Annotated in this window: 20 protein-coding genes; 10 read left to right on the top strand and 10 right to left on the bottom strand. The window is 35.7% G+C overall.

The window, feature by feature from the left end:
- Positions 1–519: 519 nt before the first annotated feature.
- On the bottom strand, positions 520–1428 hold the full coding sequence (locus JNUCC52_RS04445; protein WP_337981519.1) for a LysR family transcriptional regulator: 909 nt from the start codon (positions 1426–1428) through the stop codon (positions 520–522).
- 407 nt (positions 1429–1835) lie between these two features.
- Here JNUCC52_RS04445 and JNUCC52_RS04440 point away from each other — a divergent pair, with 407 nt between their 5' ends.
- The 4 genes from JNUCC52_RS04440 to rarD all read left to right on the top strand — a co-directional run bounded on the left by JNUCC52_RS04440 (position 1836) and on the right by rarD (position 5800).
- Complete coding sequence (locus tag JNUCC52_RS04440) at positions 1836–3122, top strand: GntP family permease (RefSeq protein WP_337981518.1); 1287 nt, start codon at positions 1836–1838, stop codon at positions 3120–3122.
- Between the two features lie 37 nt (positions 3123–3159).
- Positions 3160–3951, top strand: a complete 792-nt coding sequence (locus tag JNUCC52_RS04435; RefSeq protein ID WP_337981517.1) for a 3-hydroxybutyrate dehydrogenase — start codon at positions 3160–3162, stop codon at positions 3949–3951.
- A 236-nt stretch (positions 3952–4187) separates the two neighbouring features.
- On the top strand, positions 4188–4724 hold the full coding sequence (locus JNUCC52_RS04430) for a hypothetical protein (protein ID WP_172771147.1): 537 nt from the start codon (positions 4188–4190) through the stop codon (positions 4722–4724).
- Positions 4725–4894: 170 nt separating this feature from the next.
- Positions 4895–5800 (top strand): EamA family transporter RarD, encoded by a 906-nt coding sequence (gene rarD / locus JNUCC52_RS04425; RefSeq protein WP_172771148.1) that lies wholly within the window; start codon positions 4895–4897, stop codon positions 5798–5800.
- A 96-nt stretch (positions 5801–5896) separates the two neighbouring features.
- On the opposite strand, the gene JNUCC52_RS04420 is transcribed toward rarD, so the two are convergent.
- A complete protein-coding gene (locus JNUCC52_RS04420) occupies positions 5897–7141 on the bottom strand; it encodes a helix-turn-helix domain-containing protein (RefSeq protein ID WP_172771149.1) in 1245 nt (414 codons plus the stop codon).
- 215 nt (positions 7142–7356) lie between these two features.
- Between JNUCC52_RS04420 and JNUCC52_RS04415 the strand changes: the two genes are divergently transcribed.
- On the top strand, positions 7357–8643 hold the full coding sequence (locus JNUCC52_RS04415) for an MFS transporter (RefSeq protein ID WP_172771150.1): 1287 nt from the start codon (positions 7357–7359) through the stop codon (positions 8641–8643).
- Positions 8644–8814: 171 nt separating this feature from the next.
- On the opposite strand, the gene JNUCC52_RS04410 is transcribed toward JNUCC52_RS04415, so the two are convergent.
- The 4 genes from JNUCC52_RS04410 to JNUCC52_RS04395 all read right to left on the bottom strand — a co-directional run bounded on the left by JNUCC52_RS04410 (position 8815) and on the right by JNUCC52_RS04395 (position 12600).
- Positions 8815–9531 (bottom strand): LutC/YkgG family protein, encoded by a 717-nt coding sequence (locus JNUCC52_RS04410; protein ID WP_172771151.1) that lies wholly within the window; start codon positions 9529–9531, stop codon positions 8815–8817.
- Positions 9531–10958, bottom strand: coding sequence for a LutB/LldF family L-lactate oxidation iron-sulfur protein (locus tag JNUCC52_RS04405; RefSeq protein WP_337981516.1), 1428 nt, complete (start codon positions 10956–10958; stop codon positions 9531–9533). Before JNUCC52_RS04405 ends, JNUCC52_RS04410 begins: the two co-directional genes overlap by 1 nt.
- Positions 10959–10982: 24 nt before the next feature.
- On the bottom strand, positions 10983–11699 hold the full coding sequence (locus tag JNUCC52_RS04400) for a (Fe-S)-binding protein (RefSeq protein WP_337981515.1): 717 nt from the start codon (positions 11697–11699) through the stop codon (positions 10983–10985).
- 181 nt (positions 11700–11880) lie between these two features.
- Positions 11881–12600: a FadR/GntR family transcriptional regulator gene (locus JNUCC52_RS04395; protein WP_337981514.1), complete on the bottom strand. Its 720-nt coding sequence runs from the start codon at positions 12598–12600 to the stop codon at positions 11881–11883.
- A gap of 447 nt (positions 12601–13047) precedes the next feature.
- Here JNUCC52_RS04395 and JNUCC52_RS04390 point away from each other — a divergent pair, with 447 nt between their 5' ends.
- The 5 genes from JNUCC52_RS04390 (at position 13048) to JNUCC52_RS04370 (ending at position 16983) form a co-directional block, all read left to right on the top strand.
- The gene (locus JNUCC52_RS04390) at positions 13048–14724 is read left to right on the top strand and encodes an L-lactate permease (RefSeq protein ID WP_337981513.1); all 1677 of its coding nucleotides are present in this window, start codon (positions 13048–13050) and stop codon (positions 14722–14724) included.
- Positions 14725–15038: 314 nt separating this feature from the next.
- Positions 15039–15749, top strand: coding sequence for a cytochrome c biogenesis CcdA family protein (locus JNUCC52_RS04385; RefSeq protein ID WP_172771156.1), 711 nt, complete (start codon positions 15039–15041; stop codon positions 15747–15749).
- A gap of 51 nt (positions 15750–15800) precedes the next feature.
- A complete protein-coding gene (locus JNUCC52_RS04380) occupies positions 15801–16169 on the top strand; it encodes a response regulator (RefSeq protein WP_255639719.1) in 369 nt (122 codons plus the stop codon).
- A gap of 24 nt (positions 16170–16193) precedes the next feature.
- Entirely contained in the window at positions 16194–16691 is a 498-nt protein-coding gene (locus JNUCC52_RS04375; RefSeq protein ID WP_172771158.1) for a CcdC family protein, read from the top strand.
- A 100-nt stretch (positions 16692–16791) separates the two neighbouring features.
- The gene (locus JNUCC52_RS04370) at positions 16792–16983 is read left to right on the top strand and encodes a hypothetical protein (protein WP_337981512.1); all 192 of its coding nucleotides are present in this window, start codon (positions 16792–16794) and stop codon (positions 16981–16983) included.
- 150 nt (positions 16984–17133) lie between these two features.
- On the opposite strand, the gene JNUCC52_RS04365 is transcribed toward JNUCC52_RS04370, so the two are convergent.
- The 4 genes from JNUCC52_RS04365 to JNUCC52_RS04350 all read right to left on the bottom strand — a co-directional run bounded on the left by JNUCC52_RS04365 (position 17134) and on the right by JNUCC52_RS04350 (position 21048).
- Positions 17134–17562, bottom strand: coding sequence for a DUF2621 domain-containing protein (locus tag JNUCC52_RS04365; protein WP_172771918.1), 429 nt, complete (start codon positions 17560–17562; stop codon positions 17134–17136).
- A 232-nt stretch (positions 17563–17794) separates the two neighbouring features.
- Entirely contained in the window at positions 17795–19069 is a 1275-nt protein-coding gene (locus JNUCC52_RS04360; protein ID WP_337981511.1) for an MFS transporter, read from the bottom strand.
- 83 nt (positions 19070–19152) lie between these two features.
- Positions 19153–20295, bottom strand: coding sequence for a winged helix-turn-helix domain-containing protein (locus JNUCC52_RS04355; protein ID WP_172771161.1), 1143 nt, complete (start codon positions 20293–20295; stop codon positions 19153–19155).
- A 132-nt stretch (positions 20296–20427) separates the two neighbouring features.
- Positions 20428–21048, bottom strand: a complete 621-nt coding sequence (locus JNUCC52_RS04350; protein WP_172771162.1) for a YczE/YyaS/YitT family protein — start codon at positions 21046–21048, stop codon at positions 20428–20430.
- Between the last annotated feature and the right edge of the window lie 21 nt (positions 21049–21069).

Below are 21069 nucleotides of genomic sequence, written 5' to 3'. Positions count from 1 at the left end.
TGTATATAAATAGTTGAAACAGTAATCTATTTCTGTGGGAAGATAGTGTTGTAGTTGTATAAAAATTCCTTTATAGCCTTATTAGAAAATGTTAAGTATGGTAATTAAAAATATATGGATTATGAGGATAAATTTATATTTACTGATATTATGTCATGATATGTCTAATAGGGAATTACAAAATATAATAAAATAGCTGCTGTTAAAGAGCTATTAATTCTCTTAGATAGTTAGATGATTATAGAAGATAATGATAATTAGTTGGCTTGCAAAAAGGTGGTTTTTTTTCTTTGATGCTCTATTTCAGAATTAGTTTACTGTATTTAGGTTCGTTACTTCCATAAAAAGATATTATAGTCTTATTTTATAATCTATTTAAGCGGCAGTACACAAATATCTTATATACACTTTTAGTGCAAAGAGATAAAAATGACACTTAACAGATCAAAAAAAGAAGCACAACCCTTGATTTTAGGTTTGTACTTCTATAGTTATTATGTTTGCATTAGATAGATCCAATTATCTTCCTTTAAAATTTTGCAGAGCTGAAAATTCCAAAGTCGGCAATAGGTTAAGTAGTTCTCTTAATGCCAACGGTTTATGGGCATTTTTTTTAGTAATGACGCCTAGTCGCCAAAATAATTCAGGTTTTTCAATCGGTATAATTTTGACATTCTTATTTGTTTGTTTATTATAAATTGAATTCGGTAAAATTGTAACACCTAATTTGGATGCTACTACTTCAATCATAACATCCCATTGTGAACTTTTGAGTGCAATGTTTGGCGTAAACCCAGCTGCTTGACAAGCTTCAATCATAAAATCATGCAAAGCAAAATCTTCTGTAAAAACGATAAATTTTTCATCTTTTAATTCTTTTAATTTAATACTTTTTTTATGGGCAAGCCTATGCTCCTCATTTACAAATAGCACAAAGTTATCCTGTATAAACGGAGTAATATTAAATTTAGATTCATCCTCGGGTAAGACTATAATGCCTAAATCAATCGTACCTTCTTCGACAAGTTGATTAATCACCTTAGCCCCACGTTCAATTAATATTAAAGATACTTCTGGATATCGTTCTTCAAAATTTCGAGCAATTTCAGAAAAAAACAATGTCCCAATTAGCGGAGGAATACCTAGTTTAATTTCGCCAGTAGCTATTTCACGAAATTGATCTAATTGAACGTTCAACTCCTCAATCACTTCGAATACTTTTTGACTCTGGTTATAAACAATTTTACCTGCTTCAGTCAATTGCATATGTCTTGTTGATCGATCAAATAACTCCAATTGTAGTTCTTCTTCTAATTTTTTTATAGCTTTACTCAAGGAAGATTGAGATAAGTATGAATGTTCAGCAGCCTTCGTAAAGCTATTATAATTCGTCACTTCTAAAAATAATTTTAATTCACGTAGTTCCATATTTACACCTATTTATTCTTTTTATTCATTAATGTTATTCATATTATTCGTTTTACTAATAAATTCGTCAGCGTTATACTTTATTCGGATATAACATTAATGTTCAAATTTTTGTAACATACTTGTTTAGCATCTTAGATAATACAATACGTTCCAGTAAAAAAATATTTTTGTGAAATATATATTTCACGAGAATTAACAACTTAAATAAAATGGCAATCTAAATATGCATTTAGTTGTCCTTTCTTAGGATTATATTGTTTACGAGATGTAACTACAGGATAGTTACAAAAGTTTCTATTTGGTCAAGGTATACATTGGTCAAATAAATTTAATACTTTTTGGTAATTATATCTTATCAAATAGTTGGTAAACAGTATTAGCTTTAAGGAAAGAGGTGAAACTATTTGTTAAGTATTATTATTGGACTAGTCCTATTAATGGCTTTAGCGTATCTTGGATGGTCTATCATATGGGTTGCGCCCCTTGTAGCGGGTGTTGTTGCAGTTCTTAACGGATTAAATGTACTTGACACATATACAGGTACGTATATGCAAGGGTTAGTTAATTTCGTAAAAAGTTGGTTCCCTATTTTCTTATTAGGAGCCGTGTTCGGAAAATTGATGGAGGATACAGGCGCTGCAAAATCTGTAGCTCAAAAGGTTACTCAATTAATTGGTAAAAAGAGAGCTATACTTGGTGTATTAATTGCTGCTGCGTTACTAACTTATGGTGGTGTTAGTCTTTTTGTAGTTGTATTTGCTATTTATCCAATTGCGCTTCAACTATTTCGTGAAGCAAATGTATCAAGAAAATTACTTGTACCAACGTTTGCACTTGGAGCATTTACATTTACAATGACATCTATACCAGGGACTCCACAAATCCAAAACTTGATTCCAATGGATTACTTTAAAACTTCTCCTACGTCAGGATCAATCATTGGCATTGCTGCCACAATTATAATGGCTGTTGGTGGATATCTTTGGTTAGCATATAGAGCGAAAAAGTTTGCTGCTCAAGGCGAAGGGTATACAGAACCAGAAAATAGTACGCACATGACAACTGATGGAGATCAGAAAGTCCCTCATTGGATTATTTCCTTGATTCCACTTGTCGTTGTCGTTGTGCTATTAAATATTGTTAAGTTAGATGCTGTTATCGCTTTACTAGTTGGGGTCTTATGTATCATGATTCTTAACTTAAAGGATTATAAAAAATTTATTCCATCTATTAATGACGGTGGTAAAGGCTCTGTCATGGCTATTTTAAATACAAGTGCGGCGGTAGGATTTGGCTCAGTTATTGCCATTGTGCCTGCATTCGATAACATAACTTCATGGCTGTTAGGTATTTCTGATAATCCATTAATTGCTGAAGGTTTAGCTGTTCAAATTATGGCCATCATCACGGGATCTGCTTCTGGTGGTATGGGTATTGCTCTTTCAACTTTAGGAGATACGTTTAATAACGTTGCCCAAACGACAGGAATTAGTCCTGACGCTTTACACAGAATTGCTGCTATTGCCTCAGGTGCATCGATATTTCCTAATAATGGGGCATTATTAACTTTACTGGCTGTTACAGGATTATCTCATAAAGAAACTTATAAAGATGTATTTGTTGTAGCGTTTTTCATTCCTACTATTGCTTTGATAGTTGGAATTCTCTTAGCTGCAATAGGTTTAGTTTAATAACGATGTTAGCTTAAAAAATTAGGAGGAATATATTATGTCTGAATTCATCAATGTTAAAAATAAAGTAGTTATTATTACAGGTGCAGGTCGCGGAATTGGATTTGAAATCGGTAAACGTTTTGCTCAATTCGGAGCAAAAGTAGTTCTTTCTGATATCAATGAAGAAATGGTAGTAGAATCTGCAGAATCTCTAATTAAAGAAGGTTTTCAAGCGATTGGTGTGAAAGCGGACGTTACGAGCGAAGAAGAACTTCAAAACTTAGTTCAAACGGCTAAGGAAAAATTCGGTTCTGTTGACATCGTTATTAATAATGCTGGTTTACAACACGTTTCTCCAATAGAAGAGTTTCCAACTGCAAAATTTGAATTAATGCAAAAAATTATGTTAGTTGCACCATTTATTTTAATTAAAACTGTATTTCCTATTATGAAAGAACAAGGTTTTGGACGTATTATCAACATCGCTTCGATTAATGGTTTAATTGGATTTGCTGGCAAGGCTGCTTACAACAGTGCAAAACATGGTGTTATCGGATTAACTAAAGTTGCAGCTATAGAAGGTGCAAAACATGGTATCACAGTAAATGCTTTATGCCCTGGTTATGTAGATACACCACTTGTGCGTGGTCAAATAGCTGATTTAGCAAAAACGCGTAATATTCCAGAAGATAGAGCGCTTGAAGATATTATTTTAGCTCAAGTGCCTCAGAAAAAATTACTAGATGTAAGCGAAATTGCAGACTATGCGCTATACTTAGCAAGTGATCGAGCTAAAAGCGTTACAGGACAAGCTGTTGTCATTGACGGTGGTTATGTAGCACAATAGTATACCTGAAGAAAGAATCTATTTTAAGAAAAATGGATTCTTTCTATTTTGCAGTAATAAGAGCAGATTTAAAAGGCTCCTTGCTTTTATGCAGGGAGCTTTTTTATTTTTGACAAAATGTGCTTTTCTCATTATGATAAGATAAATGAGAATGATTATCATATAAAAGGAAGCTGAAGGATGTTAAACAAAGCAATCCCATTACACGAACAATTTAGTAATGGAGTGAGAAAAATATGACGAACAAAATGGATTTATCAGCATTAACATGTGAAAAAATGCAAGATGGCACACTTGCTGTCAAATCGACAGAAACACTTATGATGTTAACGCAAAGCCGCTATAAAGAGCTAATGCATATTGAAGAATTGTATAATGCCGTCCATCTTGATTTAGATGAAAAGCAAATTGTATTGGAGCAAGAGCGAAAAAATTTAAAAAAACAAAATGCGAAGCTAACAGAAGACATGCAAAAATTGACACAACAAAATGCGGTATTGCAAAAAAAGCTAACAGAATATAATTGTGTCGTCGACGAGTTAAAGGAGCTCCGACGACAAAATACCGACTTGCTAATTGAGCTTAGTAAATATACCGCTCTGTCTAGGGAATCTCTTTCAGGTCCTTTAAAATCAATGATTCGAGATATGCGGGAGCAGGGGGTAGGTATAAAAGAAATTCATATTCGTATTAAGCGTCAAATTAATCCTGAAATTAGTTATAGTATGGTGCGAAAATATATTTCTGAGCTTGAAAGCGAAAATAAAGCGTAATGTCTGGTGTTTAAGCAATAAACAATATGTTAATAGTAAAATTGTGCATTTACAGTAGCCAGTCAAAGTCCTATAATTAGTCTATTCTTTCACATTATGAATAAACGGCAATCTTGAGAAATTACAAGAGAGTCGTAATCGATTTAAAAAGAGTAGGAGAATTAAAGACAATGTCAAATGAGAAAAAAGGTGTATTGGCAGCGTTTTTTGCCTATGCCATTTGGGGAGCATTCCCACTTTACTGGAAATTACTTGAGCATGTGCCAAGTATGGAAATTTTATTAGGCCGTGTAATTTGGTCCTTCGTCTTTACAGTGCTAGCAGTCATTATTCTCGGTATGCGCAAAGAGTTACTAGCAGATTTAAAATATTTATGGACACATCAGAAGATTTTTTGGCAGTTAGCTGGCGCATCTTTTGTCATTTCAATGAATTGGTATTTATATATTTGGGCTGTAACTCACGAGCATTTAATTGAGACAAGCCTCGGTTATTATATTAATCCACTATTGTCGGTTATTTTCGGGGTTGTTTTCTTTAAAGAGTCGTTGAGTCGTGCACAATGGGTTGCTACAGCCATCGCGTTTATTGCGGTTATTATATTAACAGTAAATTATGGTACAGTACCTTGGGTGGCTATTCTAATTGCCTTAACGTTCGCTATTTATGGGGTACTGAAAAAGAAAATTACACTTGATGCAACAAGGGGTCTAGCCATCGAAACTATGTTTATTCTGCCATTTGCGTTAGGCTATTACATTTATTTATTTTCAACAAGCCAAGCATCTTTCTTACACGTGAATATCCATACAGATGTATTAATGATTGTTAGCGGTATTGTGACAGCAGTGCCTCTAGTTTTATTTGCTAAAGGTGCTCAAAATATTCCGCTTTACTTATTAGGTTTTATACAATATGTAGCGCCAACAATTGTTTTAATTTTAGGTGTGGTACTTTATAAAGAACCATTCAGTCAAGTAGAACTACTGGCATTCAGTATTATATGGCTTGCTTTATTGTTGTTCTCTGGTTCAAAAATTATAGAAATAAGGAAAGCACATCATAAATCTGCGTAATGAAAAGGACTTGTAGAGTAATCTACAAGTCCTTTTAACGTGTAGACGAAAGCATCCATCCGTAGCAGCATTCCGCACTTTCACAGGTTCTTTAATCTATTGTCTAGAATCGATTTGTGCTTTAATTTTAAAATACGTTTCCTCAATTTTTTGTTTATAAGGTAGGTCGATTAAACCTTTCGAATCCATATATGCAGTTTTGGCAATTTCGTAAGCCGTTGTTAACTCTCCAAACTGAGCGTAGCAAAGCGCTTTATAGGAGAAACATTCATTCATACTCAGTAAATCATATGGATGCACAATTAAAATGGGAATCTCTTTTAAATGATTAAATGCGGCAAGTGCTTCTGAATAGCGACCAAGTAAATACAATGATTTTCCTTTTTCAGCGTAATAGAAATTTTTATCTATTTTTGTTGAACTTGTAAGTGCATGTAATTGTTCAATTTCAACTAAAGCTTGCTCATATTCCTGTTTATAATTGTTATAATAATGTGCTTTTAAGACGTATATAAAAGCATCGACATCAGCTTGTTCAACGAAAATACGATACTGCTCCAACTTCATCATCATTTGATCTGCCTGCTCAAAGTCACCATCAATCATGGCGCAATAGGAACCAATACGATATAAGTCATCAATATGATAAAACAATTGGTTTTGATGCGCGTGTTCAATGGTTTCGTTAATTAATTTTTTACCCGCTTCATGCTCACCAATGGCTAACTGAAAAATGCTAATATAATAAGCCAATTTTCCCGTATCACGAGAATCTAGCTGATAGTTTTCAAGGTCGATTTCTGCCTTCACTTGTAAAATACAATGATAAGCTTCATCATATCGACGATTTTCTGATAGAATACCGAGCTGCAGCATATAGGTTTTAAACCAATGGCTCCACAAATTGATTTCTTTAAATATTTGGCGTGCTTGTTGTAGCGGTTGCTCCCATGTTGTGAGACCAGCCACATACTGCGCATTTGCATAAATATATAATAATCGCCCAGCTTCATAGCTAAGAGGTAAATCGTCTATGTACGGGTGAATGATATCTACGAGGTGCTGATGATGCTTTGCATCACCAAGCTCGGCCTCGGCAAACATAGCTTCTACTTGCTCTAAAAGATGACGGATATCAGAAGATGCTACTTGTTCAAGTAATTCACTTGCTTTCACGCCAAGTCGTTCCGCAATATAGTCTAAGCTTTCCATAGATGGCTTCGCTTTATCATTTTCTATTTGGCTTAGCATACCTTTAGTTAGACGATCGGCAGCAAGAGCCTCTAATGTTAATTTTTTTTCTTTTCGTAATTTGCGAATTCGCATGCCTAAAGAGTCCACTTCCTCGCCTCCTTTCTCCACTATTAACAATAATAACTATTCTTCACAAAGTCTATACATTTTCCAAAACGACTAACAGCGTCAGGGTGACAATGAAATTTATGATTTATTTAATTATATTAAACTTTTTGTTGCATGAAAAGGAAATAATGTGGTATATTTTTGTTTAATAAAATTAAACTTTTAAATTAAATTGAAATATGGAGGGGATTTTGTTGGATGAAGCAGCAAAATATAAAAAGGCGACCTATCATTTGTGGACGTTTACAGCAAGTAAAATGATTGCAATGTTAGGTTCACATGTGTTGTCCTTTGGTATTAGTTTGTATATTTTAGCCATGACAGGTTCTGCCACAAGCTTTGCAACAAATATGATTTGTTCCATACTCCCAAGAGCACTAGTAGCACCATTAGCTGGGTATGTAGCCGATAATTTTTCGAAAAAACGAACAATATTATTAGCGCAAGCTGGGACGATTTTGACGATGGCAGGTTTACTACTATATACTGAAATATTTGGTATGTCCGTCAATGCGATATATGTGACAACAGTATTGTATACGCTCTGTTCTGCATTTTCAGGCATAACATTTACTTCTTCTATCGCGATTCTTGTCAATCCAGAACGTTTACAACGTGCAATGTCATTTAATCAAATGTCAATGTCCGTAGCAGCGATTGGGGGGCCAGTTATCGGTGGGATGATGTATGGATTTTTTTCAATGAAAGTTTTTTTAATTGTGCATATGATAGCCTACATGATTGCCTTTTGCTTAGAGGCAACGATGAATTTTAAATTGTACAGTACAATAGGGGAAAACGCTAAAACCGAAAAGATATGGAAAGGGCTTGTGAGTGGATTTAGCTATATTAAGCAACATAAAGTCATTACAGTAGTAATGTGGCTATCACTATGGATAAATTTATTTTTCTCTGCAATCGTAGTTGGTGGAACGTATGTGATTATTGAATTACTGAAGATCGATTCTACTCATTTTGGCTTTATCGAAGCTTCAGGTGCACTGGGCATGCTAGTAGCTTCCATCTATTTTGCAACACGTGCAGAAATTAAAATACCACTTCGTTTTTCTAAAATTAGTTTATTGTTGCTATCAAGTAGCTTAGCATTTGCGGTAATCCCTTTAGTGACAAATCTTTCATATTCCATGATTGTTGGCTATTATATAGGATTATATTTTATCTTTGCTGTTTTTGAGATGGGTGTAAATATGCCACTAGGTGTTTTTATGCAAAAGCTTATTTCGGAGGAGTATCGAGGTCGAGTAGTTGGCCTAATGGAAACGATGGCTATGTCGATGATGCCAATTGGTATGCTCATTTATGGTATATTGTACGATAGGTTACCAGCAACTGGTATTTTACTTGTCACAAGTGCAATTATTGTCGTAATGACACTTGTCTTACTACGCAAGGCTGTCTTAAAACAAGCGCATCCAGAATTTTACGATGATACGACGTTGGCAGAAAGAGTAGCAAACTAATTACAAGTAGGGCGTATGCAACTAGCGGAAGCGGGCTTTATTGGCGCTAGTGCAGGATTTCCTGTCAATTACAATATTTTGACTAGCGAAATCGCTAGCTCTATTTGCCATAATATAAATTTCATCATAATAACAGGCATGCATCGTTTCCCGTGCATGCCTGTCAGATGTTTATTGATCCTCGATAACGATATAAGTTGCTTTAATTGGGCCATGGACACCGACGACAGGAATCATTTCGATATCTGCAGAATTACTTGGCCCCGTAATAAAATTAATACATGAAGCAATATGTTCGCCATTTTGTACTTTTTTGCTAATCCATCGAGCTGCTTGAGTAATGCGTGGCACGATTGTACTTTTAGGAATTAAAATAATCGACTTTTCGGGTAAAAAGCTAACTGATCTTCCTTTATGCTTATCACTAAATAGCACAGCGGTACCAGATTCAGCTAATGTCATCTCACTAATAGTTATACCGATGTTTGCTTTTTCCGCTTGTCGAATATTTTCCTCTGGCTGTGTCTCATTCCATACATAAAGCTGGATATTTGATTGTGGCCATTGAGTTTGCATTAAATGTGTTAATCCATAGCCTTCAAAGCGTTCGTCTTGCCATGTGATGACAGAGTGACCGCCGTAGATATCTATAACTGCTTGGAGATCAGTAGCTAGATTCGCTGTATTAGTAATGACCATATTTGTATTAATATTTTTACATTGCGCCTCTAACACGACTACTAAATCATCCTTAGTAGCATCTTTTAAAACACGGTCTTGAGGTTGATATTGCCAAATTGGCTTCACTATTTCTGTTTTTGGTGCTCGTCCGAGTTGCTTGGCGATAGTAGATAAAAATGTTTCTCGATTTAGAATACTTCCTGCCATTATTCAGACTCTCCTTTCGTACGGCTGTTAAACCAGCTACGGAAGTTCTCCTTATTCGGTGCAGGGAAATCCCTAGCTTCGGTCCATGCCTTTAATGGCCCAGGACCGTTTGAAATTTTATTATCCTTTGTAAAAGGCGACATCGCTGGGGATGCCATTTTCGTCGCCATCTTGTATAAAGTAGGGGAAGAAGCACCTAAGCCGAATGCCTTCATGAGGAGCTTTTCAGACACTGGAGCTTTCCCTTCATTTTCAACAATAACCTGACGGTGTCGATGTATTAGCTGATGCAATGGGATTTTGACAGGGCAAGCATCTGTACAAGCACCGCATAAAGTAGATGCATATGGTAACTCCTTGAAATCATCATAACCTCCCAAAAGTGGTGATAGTACGACGCCGACGGGTCCAGAGTATATCGAACCATAGCTATGCCCCCCAACGTGGCGGTATACAGGACAGGCGTTGATACATGCTGCACAACGAATGCATTGCAGTATAGGCTGGAATTCACCACCTAAAATATTAGAGCGGCCATTGTCGACAATGACTAAATGGAATTCTTCAGGTCCATCTGTATCGCCCTCATCTTTTACACCTGTTAACGTTGTAATATAACTTGTCAGCTTTTGCCCAACAGCACTTCTTGTTAATAAACTTACAAGCACTTCCATTTCCTCAAATGTTGGTACAATACGTTCCATTCCCATAACTGTAATTTGCGTTTTAGGTAAAGCCGTTACTAAGTCAGCATTTCCTTCATTTGTAACGAGCGTAATAGAGCCACTTTCTGCGATGGCAAAGTTACAGCCAGTAATACCAATATCTGCTGTTAAGTACTCGTTGCGCAGTTTTTCACGAACATACAGTGCGAGTTCTTCTGGTTTAGCTGTTTTGTCATAGCCTTGTTTTTCTTTAAAGATATCACGAATTTGTTCTTTATTTTTATGCAATGCAGGTACGACGATATGAGATGGCGGTTCATGATCTCCAACTTGCAAAATATATTCACCAAGGTCTGTTTCAATTACTTCACAGCCGAGTTGTTCAAGGGCTGGGTTTAAATTAATTTCTTCTGTTACCATTGATTTCGATTTTACAATCTTTTTGGCTTGCTTTTCTATTGCAATTTGTTGGATATAGGTTGTTGCTTCTTCAGCCGTTTTAGCGAAATATACATGTCCACCACGCTTTGCTACATTTTCACTGAGTTGAAATAAGTAATAGTCTAGATTGGCAAGTACATGTTGACGAATTTCCTCGCCATGGGACCGCCATTCTTCCCAGTGCCCAAGCTCATCTGCTTGTTTTAAACGACGTGTTTGAAAGCGTTCTTGCGCACTTGATACCGCGCCACGCATAAATGTATTTTCTAGCTCTTTTGTTACGCGCTGGTTAAACCGATCATCGCTTGTTTTCATTGCCATACGGTTATCCTCCTTTAAGTGCAATTATCGGCAGTTTAGCACTTCCGCAATATGCATCACTTTAATTGGTTTTCCTTGTCTTTCAATTCGACCGCCGATATTGATTAAACAGCCAGCATCAGCACCGATTAAAATATCTGCTTCCGTTTCTTCTACGTTTTGTACTTTTTCACTGACCATTTCTCCAGAAATATTGCCCATCTTTACTGAAAATGTGCCACCAAAACCGCAACAGCGCTCTTTTCCTGGAAGCTCAACATATTGTAAGCCTTTCACATGCCCTAATAATTTGATAGGGGCTTCTTTCACACCAAGCAATCTCGTCATATGGCAAGAAGTGTGAAATGTAGCCTTACCTTCTAAATGGGCACCAACATCTTCAATTTGTAAAACATCGACAATAAATTCAGTGAACTCGTACGTTTTATTTGCTAATGCCTGCGCTTTAGGTTCCCAAATAGGATCACCTTTAAAAACTTCAGGATATTCTTTAAACATATAGGCACAAGAGCCAGAAGGGGAAACAACATATTCTGCATGTTCAAAAGCTTTAATCATTTTTTTCATTGCATTTTTAGATTCTTGTACGTAGCCACTATTGTAGGCAGGCTGTCCACAGCAAATTTGATTTTCTGGAAAGTCGATGTCACAGCCGAGTCTTTCTAAAACTTCTACGACAGCCTTTCCTACATCACCTTGAAACATTTCCACTAAACAAGTTGCAAATAGTGTTACTTTCATGCTCATCACTCCTTATGTGATAATTTCCTATTCCAATAATTAATCAACTGGTCATCAGATGACTTGGTATGTAAATAGATTGTTTTAATAATACTACAACCTTTTGGATGGTTGAAAGTGTTAATTTCAAATTTTCAAAAAAATAGTAGCTACCCAGAATGTTTAGATAGCTACATTTATTTTAATAATTTGTTTCAAAGTATTGCATTAAAACTTCTTCGACGTTACTCAAATGTGAAGACATCGCATGCTTTGCTAGTTCTTCGTTTTGTTGCTTAATAGCAAGATAGATTTGCATATGCTCATCGTATAATTTTTCACTTGTTGTTTTTTTCGAATATAGCCAAATGCGGCGTGTTTCTTTCATCGTGTCAATCATTAATCCAGATATTTGGTCCAATATTGTTGCCAGTAGGGGATTTTGAGAGGCAGTAGAAATTGCTGCGTGAAATTGGAAGTCTGCTTTTTCGCCTAGCTCACCATCACCTTGTGCAAGTTTCATATCATCTAAAATACGAAGCATTGCTTGTAAATCTTCTTCTGTTCGATGGATGGCAGCACTCGCAGCAGCACCCACTTCGATAATTTTTCGAACTTTTAATAAGTGTGAAATATCTTTTTTATTTGTTAAAGTTAATGTTGAAAATGGGAACTCAAGCTTTTGGGAAGGAGTGCTCTTTACAAAAGTCCCAGAACCTTGTTTGATCTCGATTAAGCCCATCGCTTTTAGGGCGGATAATGCCTCTCGAATGGCAGATCTACTAACCTGTAATTGTTCAGCAAGTTGCTCTACTGAATCAAGACGATCTCCTGGTTTTAGTTCACCAGCTCGAATTTTTTCATAGAGCATTTCTGATACTTCTTCATATATTTTTTTTTGTTTAATTTTCTTTAATTCCACGGAGCTACACCTCATTCATCTCAATCGATTGCTCTACATAATAATTTTATTATACATGATGAATCGAATTTTACTCACTGTTAAAAGTGAATCGTTTAAAATGTCCGTTTATGTAAACTATGCGCTAAGGTTTGATTCATTAAGCTAAAAGGATTTTAAAAAAATATTGAATTTTTAAAATATAGTTAATATAATTTTATCATATAATCATCAGATGACCTAATCTATTATTGTTTGGGGGGCTTAGAAAAATTATATGGTTTTGTAATATTTAGTAGGTGTTGCTAAAGGGATAACTTTCATTTGTAGTTTCTACAAAGGTTTTGACGATGCGTAGGTGTGAGCAGGAAGCCATTTGGCTTGCAACTCGGCAATGAAACAAAGTGAGGTTTGTTGTTTGTTTTCAGTCATTAATTTGCGGGAAATTTTTATTTGGGGGTATGTAACTTGACATTTACACAAAATTTTACAGCTGTTGGGGGTAGTTTAGCTTGGTCTGCAATTGTCGCAGTTATTCCTATTCTTTATTTTTTCTGGGCGTTAGCGATTAAAAAAATGAAAGGTTATATGGCTGGTGTAACGACGTTGCTTGTCTCTTTAATTTTGGTAACTATTGCTTTTAAAGTGCCAGTAGGGACTGCAATCATGTCCGCTACACAGGGGGCTGTTTATGGACTATTACCAATCGGCTGGATTATTATAACATCTGTTTTCTTATACAATATCACGGTGAAAACAGGGAATTTTAATATCATTCGTCATTCTGTCTTATCTATTACGGAAGACCGACGTATTCAAGCATTACTTGTAGCATTCTCATTTGGCGCTTTTTTAGAAGGAGCGGCTGGATTTGGTGCACCTGTTGCTATATCAGCTGCGTTATTAGTTGGACTTGGTTTTAACCCGTTGTATGCTGCAGGACTTTGTTTAATTGCTAATACTGCGCCAGTTGCATTCGGTGCCATCGGTGTGCCGATTACTGCAATGGAAGGGCCAACAGGTATCGCCGCATTTGAAATTTCAAAAATGGTAGGAAGGCAACTACCGTTTTTGGCAGTATTTATTCCATTCTTTTTAGTGTTAATCATGACTGGCTTAAAAAAAGCGTGGGAAGTAATGCCTGCCATTTTAGTGTCAGGTATCTCATTTTCACTTACACAGTTTTTGAGTTCGAATTTTTTAGGCCCTGAATTACCTGACGTTTTATCTGCATTAGTTTCGCTCTTTGCACTAGCTGTTTTTATGAAATTTTGGCAGCCTAAAACGATTTATCGCTTTGCTTCAGAACTAAAAGCGACAACTGATCCAAAGGCAATAAAATCATATAGCGGAGGCACAATATTAAAATCTTGGTCACCCTTTATTATCTTGACAGCTTTTATTTCCTGTTGGGGAATACCAGTAGTCAAAAGTGCTTTAACGGGAAATTATGACGGTACAAATGTCATTTTAAAAGGCATCAATGCAGTAGGACAAGCTGTAACATTTACAGCAGAAGTACCGCTTTTACATAATCAAGTATTAAATGGCGCTACAGAGGAACCACTAGCTGCTTTTTATAAACTAGAGCTGATAGGAGCAGCTGGCACGGCAATATTTTTAGCAGCAATCGTTACGAAATTTATTTTTAAAGTTTCTTGGCACGAATGGGGCAAAACATTGGTTGAAACATTAAATGAAATTAAGTATCCACTTATTACGATTTGTAGTGTAGTAGCATATGCTTATGTCACAAATACTGCTGGAATGATGACTACACTAGCTTTAGTGTTAGCGAAAACAGGCGTATTGTTCCCATTCTTCGCACCAGTACTAGGCTGGCTAGGTGTATTTATAACGGGTTCTGATACATCTTCAAATGTACTATTTGCCAAGTTACAGCAAGTAACTGCTGAATCTGTTGGCATGGAACCTGTACTTGCACTTGCTGCTAATGCATCAGGAGGAGTGACGGGGAAAATGATATCGCCACAGTCTATCGCAGTAGCAGCAGCGGCGGTTGGGCTTGTCGGTAGAGAATCAGAATTGATGCGTTTTGCGCTAAAGTATAGTGTGATGTTGCTGTTATTTATTTGTATACTTACTTTTTTACAAAGTAATGTTCTAGCTTGGATGATTCCATAAATAATTAAATAGTTTTAATCATTGGCATTGAGAATAGATTTCTCAATGCTTTTTTGTAGTGGGGGGTTAGTTCCTGGGAAGGAGGAAATACATACGAAATACTATGGAAGACTGTTTTATCCTCTAATGTAATAGTGAATTTCGTTGACAGAAAAACGATGCGAGCGCATACTTCAGAAGTACATTTGAAAACATATCGAAATTTCGCTTTTTTTGTAGTTATTCGTCATGAAACGTTCACAAGCGTAAAGGGCGCAATTTCCATTGTTTTTTGGTACGATGGATGCAGTAACTGTAAGGAGAGAATGAAAAATATGGAAACTGATATTAACGTATTTTTAGCGTTTGGCGCAGGTTTTTTAAGCTTCATTTCACCATGTACACTCCCACTGTATCCAGCATTTTTATCATACATAACGGGAATGACATTAGATGAGCTAAAATCTGAACGTGGCATGTTGCAAAAGCGTGCGATAATGCATACGCTATTCTTTTTACTAGGATTTTCAATTATTTTTATAATGATTGGTCTTGGCGCATCTTTAGCAAGAGAGTTTTTCCTCAATTATCAAACGTTGTTACGTCAAGTTGGCGCTATTTTAATTGTAATCTTTGGGTTAATGATTGTAGGATTACTTCAAATTGATTTTTTAATGAAAGATCGAAAATTCCAATTTAAAAATCGACCATCCGGCTACTTAGGTTCGATTTTAATCGGTATTGCATTTGCGGCGGGGTGGACACCATGTACAGGTCCTATATTAATGTCTATCATTACATTAGCTGGAGCAAATCCTTCTTCAGGTTTTAGCTATATGTTTGCTTACTATTTAGGCTTTGCAATACCATTCTTCGTGCTATCATTCTTTATTTCACGTATGAGTTGGATTCGCAACCATAGTCAAAAAATTGTAAAAGTCGGCGGTTATATAATGATTGCAGTTGGGATATTGTTATTCTTCGATGGTTTAACATACATCACACGACTATTACAGCCTATTTTTGGTGGATTTATTGGCTTCTAATCTGCTAAACTTAAGGGCATACCGTACTTTAACGTGGAGGGAGATGAATACGTGCCTACAGTTTTAGTAGTGGATGATACGCTATTTATGCGTGTTACAATCAGTAATATGTTTAATGAATGGGGTTACGAGGTAGTCGGCAATGCAGTAAATGGTAAAGAAGCTGTAGAGCTGTATCGAGAGTTACAACCAGATCTTGTAACGATGGATGTAACGATGCCCGTAATGACAGGTATTGCGGCTGTAAAAAGAATCGTCCCAGAATTTCCTAAAGCAAAAATTGTGATGATTACTGCTTTAGGTCAACAAAAATTAATTGTAGAAGCGCTTGAAAGTGGTGCGAAAGATTTTATAACGAAGCCTTTCGAACCGGAAAGATTAAGGGCTATAGCAGACCAATTAGTTGGTCAAAATTGCTAATTTAACATCAGAGGAGGATTTTTTATGTTAAGCAATATCCCTTCTCACTATTATGTTATAGGTTCGACTATAATGGCCATTATAATGGGTAGCTTCGTTATGGTAGTACGAATGCGAGCTTCCAAACAACCTACAAATGAGAAGAAAATTATTATTCCACCGATCGCAATGTCTTCAGGTGCATTAATGTTTTTATTTGCGCAATTTCGAGTACCCCCAATGCAAATTTTAGAAGCAGCTGCTGTAGGCGTAGTGTTCTCGACAATCTTAATTGCTACTTCTAAATTTGAAGTAAAAGGTCAGGATATTTATTTAAAACGTTCAAAAGCGTTTGTATTTATTTTAGTTGGACTGTTAATATTCCGTATTGTGGCGAAAATGATATTAAGTAGCTCAATCGATGTCGGCGAGTTAGCAGGCATGTTTTGGATATTAGCATTTGCTATGTTAGTTCCATGGCGAATTGCGATGCTTATTCAATTTAAAAAGGTCAAAAAAACAATTCCGCTTAAAAGTATGTAATGAAAAGACTACACTAGCACTTGTGCTGTTGTAGTTTTTTTATGTTAAAGCATATTCGTGGTATACTAGGAAGCATGTTAAAAAATGAGGAGTTTATTACATGAAATATTTTAAACCACAGATGCAGCAGCTAGTGAAAGACAACCGTGAATTACATGATCGACTAAAAGAGTTAATGGCAGATATGGATTTGCAAAAAAATTACGCATTAAAAGCGTTGTATCATGCAGAAGTAGCAGACGGTGGGCGCTACCAACAAGACTATCAAGCATTAGATCATTTTTTTAAATAATCTTTATAGATTAAGGTTATATGAAAATCGCTAGTAAGACATTAGAAATCGCCGATAAAAGTCCGCGAATCGCCGATAGGCCTTAGGTCAACAAACGCCATAGCAAAAAAGTGTTAGATTGATTAAAGTCAATCTAACACTTTTTCTCTTTTATTCAAACAGATGCTCGTACGGAGATACATCAATTTGCAATTGATCTAATTTTTTGCGTAAAAACTTATGGTCACGTTTAGGTGTAGCTTGTATATAGCCACGAATAATTAAGTCATTATCAATAGCTTTAGCTTTCTCTTCTAAAGCGAGTTCCCCAATTTTACCTGCAATTTTTTCTTTAGCAACTTGTCTAAATAACTCAGGCACGGGGCTCACAAGCTCATAAAGAAGTTCCTTCTCAGGTTGTCCCCATAAATGAATCGTTTTATCTAAATAAAATTCCTGCCAATCTAAATCCGATTTCCCATCCTGTTTTGGTAATGCTTTTAAAAATTTACGGAACATGAAAAATCCGCCAATAGCCATTAGCGAGATAAGGACGACTACCCAAAATAAAATAAACCATAAAAACCAACCATCTAACAAATCGTTCACCTCTTTGTCTTCACTCACTCTATTATAAAAGCTTGAACAAAAAAATTCATCCTTATTGTGCCTATTTTTATAATTAGTTTATTTAATTGTAAATATTGAGCTATAACAAAGTATTACTTTGCATTGTTTTAAAACTTTTCATATACAAAAACATCCCTTCTTTAAAGGAGGGATGTTGAAATTTTAATAGTTACGTGGAGGGAGAAAAAGGTGTTTATTAATCCTACCCACCTTTAACAAGTTCATTTCCCTCATTAACATTCATTTGTATGTTTGCCAGTTTGGGCTGCTTCCAGATGAGGCGTTGCAGCAATATACCTGTTATACCAATAATGGTTAGTCCAAGTCCGATTGTTTTAAAGGCAGTTAATATCCCTAATTGTGTAATGAGTAGCCCGCCAAGAAGAGGGCCTGCAATAAAAAGGATACTCATTAAGGAATCGATTATTCCCGTAACTCTTCCTATCGCTTCCTTAGGGGGTTCTGTTTGAATGAGATAATTTATGGCTGTAAACATTAACCCGTTGCCGACTCCACCAACAATCGAGAGAATAATAGCAAGTGCTATGAAATTGTATTGTAATAGGAATCCGAACCCTCCAGTCATTAAACCAATTAGAAGACTTCCCACACCAAAAAACCAACCATATTTAGAGATTTTTTTAAACTTGGTTAGAAGGATGACTACAAGAAGGGAACCAATGCCGATAGCAGAAATTGCCCAGCCAGTAAACGCTGGCTTGCTGGGGAATACCTCACTAAACAATGTAACAATTTGTGCGTCAATCATTTGGATTGTTAAGGTGCTAAATATCCCGAATATTATACTCGCTAAAAGAACTTTGCTGTTTAAAACAATTTGCCACCCATCTTGCCAAGCACGAAGAAACCCAGATTGTGTATCTGCTATTTTCATATTAGATTCGATTTCTTGGACTTTAATTCGTGTAAGCAGTATGCCAGAAATAGTGAAAGCTATCGCATTTATGGCAATGGATATATTAGGAGAAAAAATTCCAGCTACTGACCCACCTATAAGTGGGCCAATGACCTTTACTAACTGAAACAGACTGCCATTAATAGTAATGGCTTGCATAATATTTTTTTCATCCACAATACTTCTCATTAATCCTTGCTGTGCAGGAAGACTTATCACACCAGCAGTGTTACGAAAAAATAAGATGGGCAACGCTAGCCAAGGTGTTGGCGTAAAGACAAGCAACAAAGTTAACGCTGCACGAAACCAGTCAGAATAAATAAGTATTTTCCGTTTGTTTCTTCGGTCTGCAAATACACCTGCAAATTGTCCTAATAATATACTTGGAATGGCATACATAATAGGAATTAGCGCAATCATCATCGGGTCAGCGTGCCATGTATACCTGAATAAAATAAGTACGCCCACAAAATCAAACCAGTTGCCTAAATTGGCTAATGTATTAGCAGAAAAAAATTTAATAAAATTGCCATTGCGCCATATTGATAGTTCGTTATTCATAAATAATCCCTCCACGTTAGTGCTAATTACAAGCATAACGAGAAATTATCAGAGGAATATCAGAGGAAATAAAAGTCGAGCAATTATTTTAAATGGTGGTGTAACTGATGTTCGATTTTACTATGTAATTCAATTAATTTGTATTCTTGAATATATTTTTCCTTTAATTCTTTAAAGTAAGTTTGCAGTGTGCCACTCATACCAAACTCATCTAAACAAAACAAAATTATGTTGATATTCATTAACACTCCAGGTATGAATTTAGCTTCCAGCAGTTGCTGAAACCCTTCATCAAAAAAATCGTTAGCTTTCGAGGCATTTTTTTTAAGGAGCCAATAAATGCCTTTAATAATTGAAAAGTTTGCTTTTTCTCTTAAATATGGATAACTTGCAAGCTTTTTTTCTGCTTTTTCCATTCGCTCCTCTATCTCTAAAATGTCCTGCTGAAGTAAGGAAAGCCATAGTTCGAAAAGCAAGATTAAGGGGATGAAACCTTCCAAGTTTTTTTCATAAATCTCCTGTTTAGATTGATGTAGAAGGGTAGCAGCTTGATCTAGTTGTTTAGTGAATATCAATAATGATAGACGATTTAACAACCTCATTTCTAAACGATGATACGCTGGTATTTCCTCTGCACATAAAGCTTTAGTTAAGTAATCAAAGCATTTTTCTTTATCCGACTCTACGAATGAATAGATGTGTAATAAATAAAAGCATTTTTCCCAAAAGTCGATTTCTTGCGCTTCAAGAAACCAACTGAAATCTCCTTTCATGAAATGAAGATACAGAAGTTCTGGCAAATCAATTTGGAAGCCGAACACATTCTGATTTTCTGCCAAAAGCTTTAACGCATCTCCCTGTCCGTAGCGATGATATTTATGAAACAGATTTTTAATTTGTGCAGATACCTCGTTGTCTTTTAACAATGGACTGTCTTGTACCTCTTTCATTGCCAAAAGATATCCTTGTCCTCTAATCGTTTCAATTTCTACAACAGATGAAAAGGGTTGTATTTTCTTCCGAACTCTATAAATATGGTCATCTACAGTTCTATCGACTGGATCTTCCATTGGCCAAACAGCGTTCAATAGTTCTTCTCTAGAAAAAACACGTGAAGGATTTTGATATAAAAATTTAAAGAGCTGATATTCCCTCGGTAAAAATACAATTTTTTCTGAACGATATGTTACGTTATAATCAGTTTTGGAAAACTGAATCTTTTCCATTCCTTCACCTCCATAAAATGGTATATGCTTATCGTTATTTTAACAGATAGGTGATTTATAAACCTAATTACTTAGAATGAATATGCGATGAAACTCCATGCTCTACATTATCGTTAAGCGTGAAGGTTAACGCTATCCTTTTTTTAATGTAGCAGCAGGTGTTAAATTGTTGTCTATTAATCTTCGTGTAATTGGCATAAAGAAATTCAGTATTAGACCACCTAAGCTAACGGTTAATAGAGTGCCAATACCAATCGGTCCATTAAACAGCATAGCTAATAGTAAAAACAATAGGTAAATGGATGTTCGGGCAAAAAAAATACTTTTTCCCGTTAATTGTTGAATGATTAATGTTAATCGATCAACAGGAATCGGTGCAATATTTGTTTGTAAATAGATTGCAGTTCCTAAGCCGATAATGATCAATCCAATTCCAAAGCAAATGGTTTTGCTAAACAATAGTTCTGGCGCTACCAATTTATGTAACAAAAATAGCCATAAATCAATCCCAATCCCTGTAATAAAGGCTGTAATTAATCCTAAAAACTCTGGCCTTTGTTTAATTATGATTGCATTACAGCCGATCATTATGATTGCTATAATTACTTCCCAACTTCCTACAGTTAGACCTACATTGACAGACAATCCTACCAAAAGTGCATCAAACGGAGAAGTTCCTAGATCGGATTGAATCGTAAAAGAAATACCAAGGGTTAATAGTAAAATTCCAACAACATATAAACTATATTTCAATTTTTTCGACCTCTCTACCAC

Origin of the sequence: Lysinibacillus sp. JNUCC-52 (genome assembly GCF_015999545.1) — a bacterium.
In the GTDB taxonomy this organism is placed as follows: Bacteria; Bacillota; Bacilli; order Bacillales_A; family Planococcaceae; genus Lysinibacillus.
The sequence above is the reverse complement of the archived record's forward strand: the minus strand, read 5'-3'. Positions and strand labels throughout refer to the sequence as shown.

What these genes read in the sequence shown, in the direction of transcription:
- JNUCC52_RS04445 (WP_337981519.1), bottom strand. Translation starts at nt 1,428, where the DNA reads ATGGAACTACGTGAATTAAAATTATTTTTAGAAGTGACGAATTATAAT.
- JNUCC52_RS04435 (WP_337981517.1), top strand. Translation starts at nt 3,160, where the DNA reads ATGTCTGAATTCATCAATGTTAAAAATAAAGTAGTTATTATTACAGGT.
- JNUCC52_RS04430 (WP_172771147.1), top strand. Translation starts at nt 4,188, where the DNA reads ATGACGAACAAAATGGATTTATCAGCATTAACATGTGAAAAAATGCAA.
- rarD (WP_172771148.1), top strand. Translation starts at nt 4,895, where the DNA reads ATGTCAAATGAGAAAAAAGGTGTATTGGCAGCGTTTTTTGCCTATGCC.
- JNUCC52_RS04410 (WP_172771151.1), bottom strand. Translation starts at nt 9,531, where the DNA reads ATGGCAGGAAGTATTCTAAATCGAGAAACATTTTTATCTACTATCGCC.
- JNUCC52_RS04405 (WP_337981516.1), bottom strand. Translation starts at nt 10,958, where the DNA reads ATGGCAATGAAAACAAGCGATGATCGGTTTAACCAGCGCGTAACAAAA.
- JNUCC52_RS04400 (WP_337981515.1), bottom strand. Translation starts at nt 11,699, where the DNA reads ATGAAAGTAACACTATTTGCAACTTGTTTAGTGGAAATGTTTCAAGGT.
- JNUCC52_RS04385 (WP_172771156.1), top strand. Translation starts at nt 15,039, where the DNA reads ATGGAAACTGATATTAACGTATTTTTAGCGTTTGGCGCAGGTTTTTTA.
- JNUCC52_RS04375 (WP_172771158.1), top strand. Translation starts at nt 16,194, where the DNA reads ATGTTAAGCAATATCCCTTCTCACTATTATGTTATAGGTTCGACTATA.
- JNUCC52_RS04370 (WP_337981512.1), top strand. Translation starts at nt 16,792, where the DNA reads ATGAAATATTTTAAACCACAGATGCAGCAGCTAGTGAAAGACAACCGT.
- JNUCC52_RS04360 (WP_337981511.1), bottom strand. Translation starts at nt 19,069, where the DNA reads ATGAATAACGAACTATCAATATGGCGCAATGGCAATTTTATTAAATTT.
- JNUCC52_RS04355 (WP_172771161.1), bottom strand. Translation starts at nt 20,295, where the DNA reads ATGGAAAAGATTCAGTTTTCCAAAACTGATTATAACGTAACATATCGT.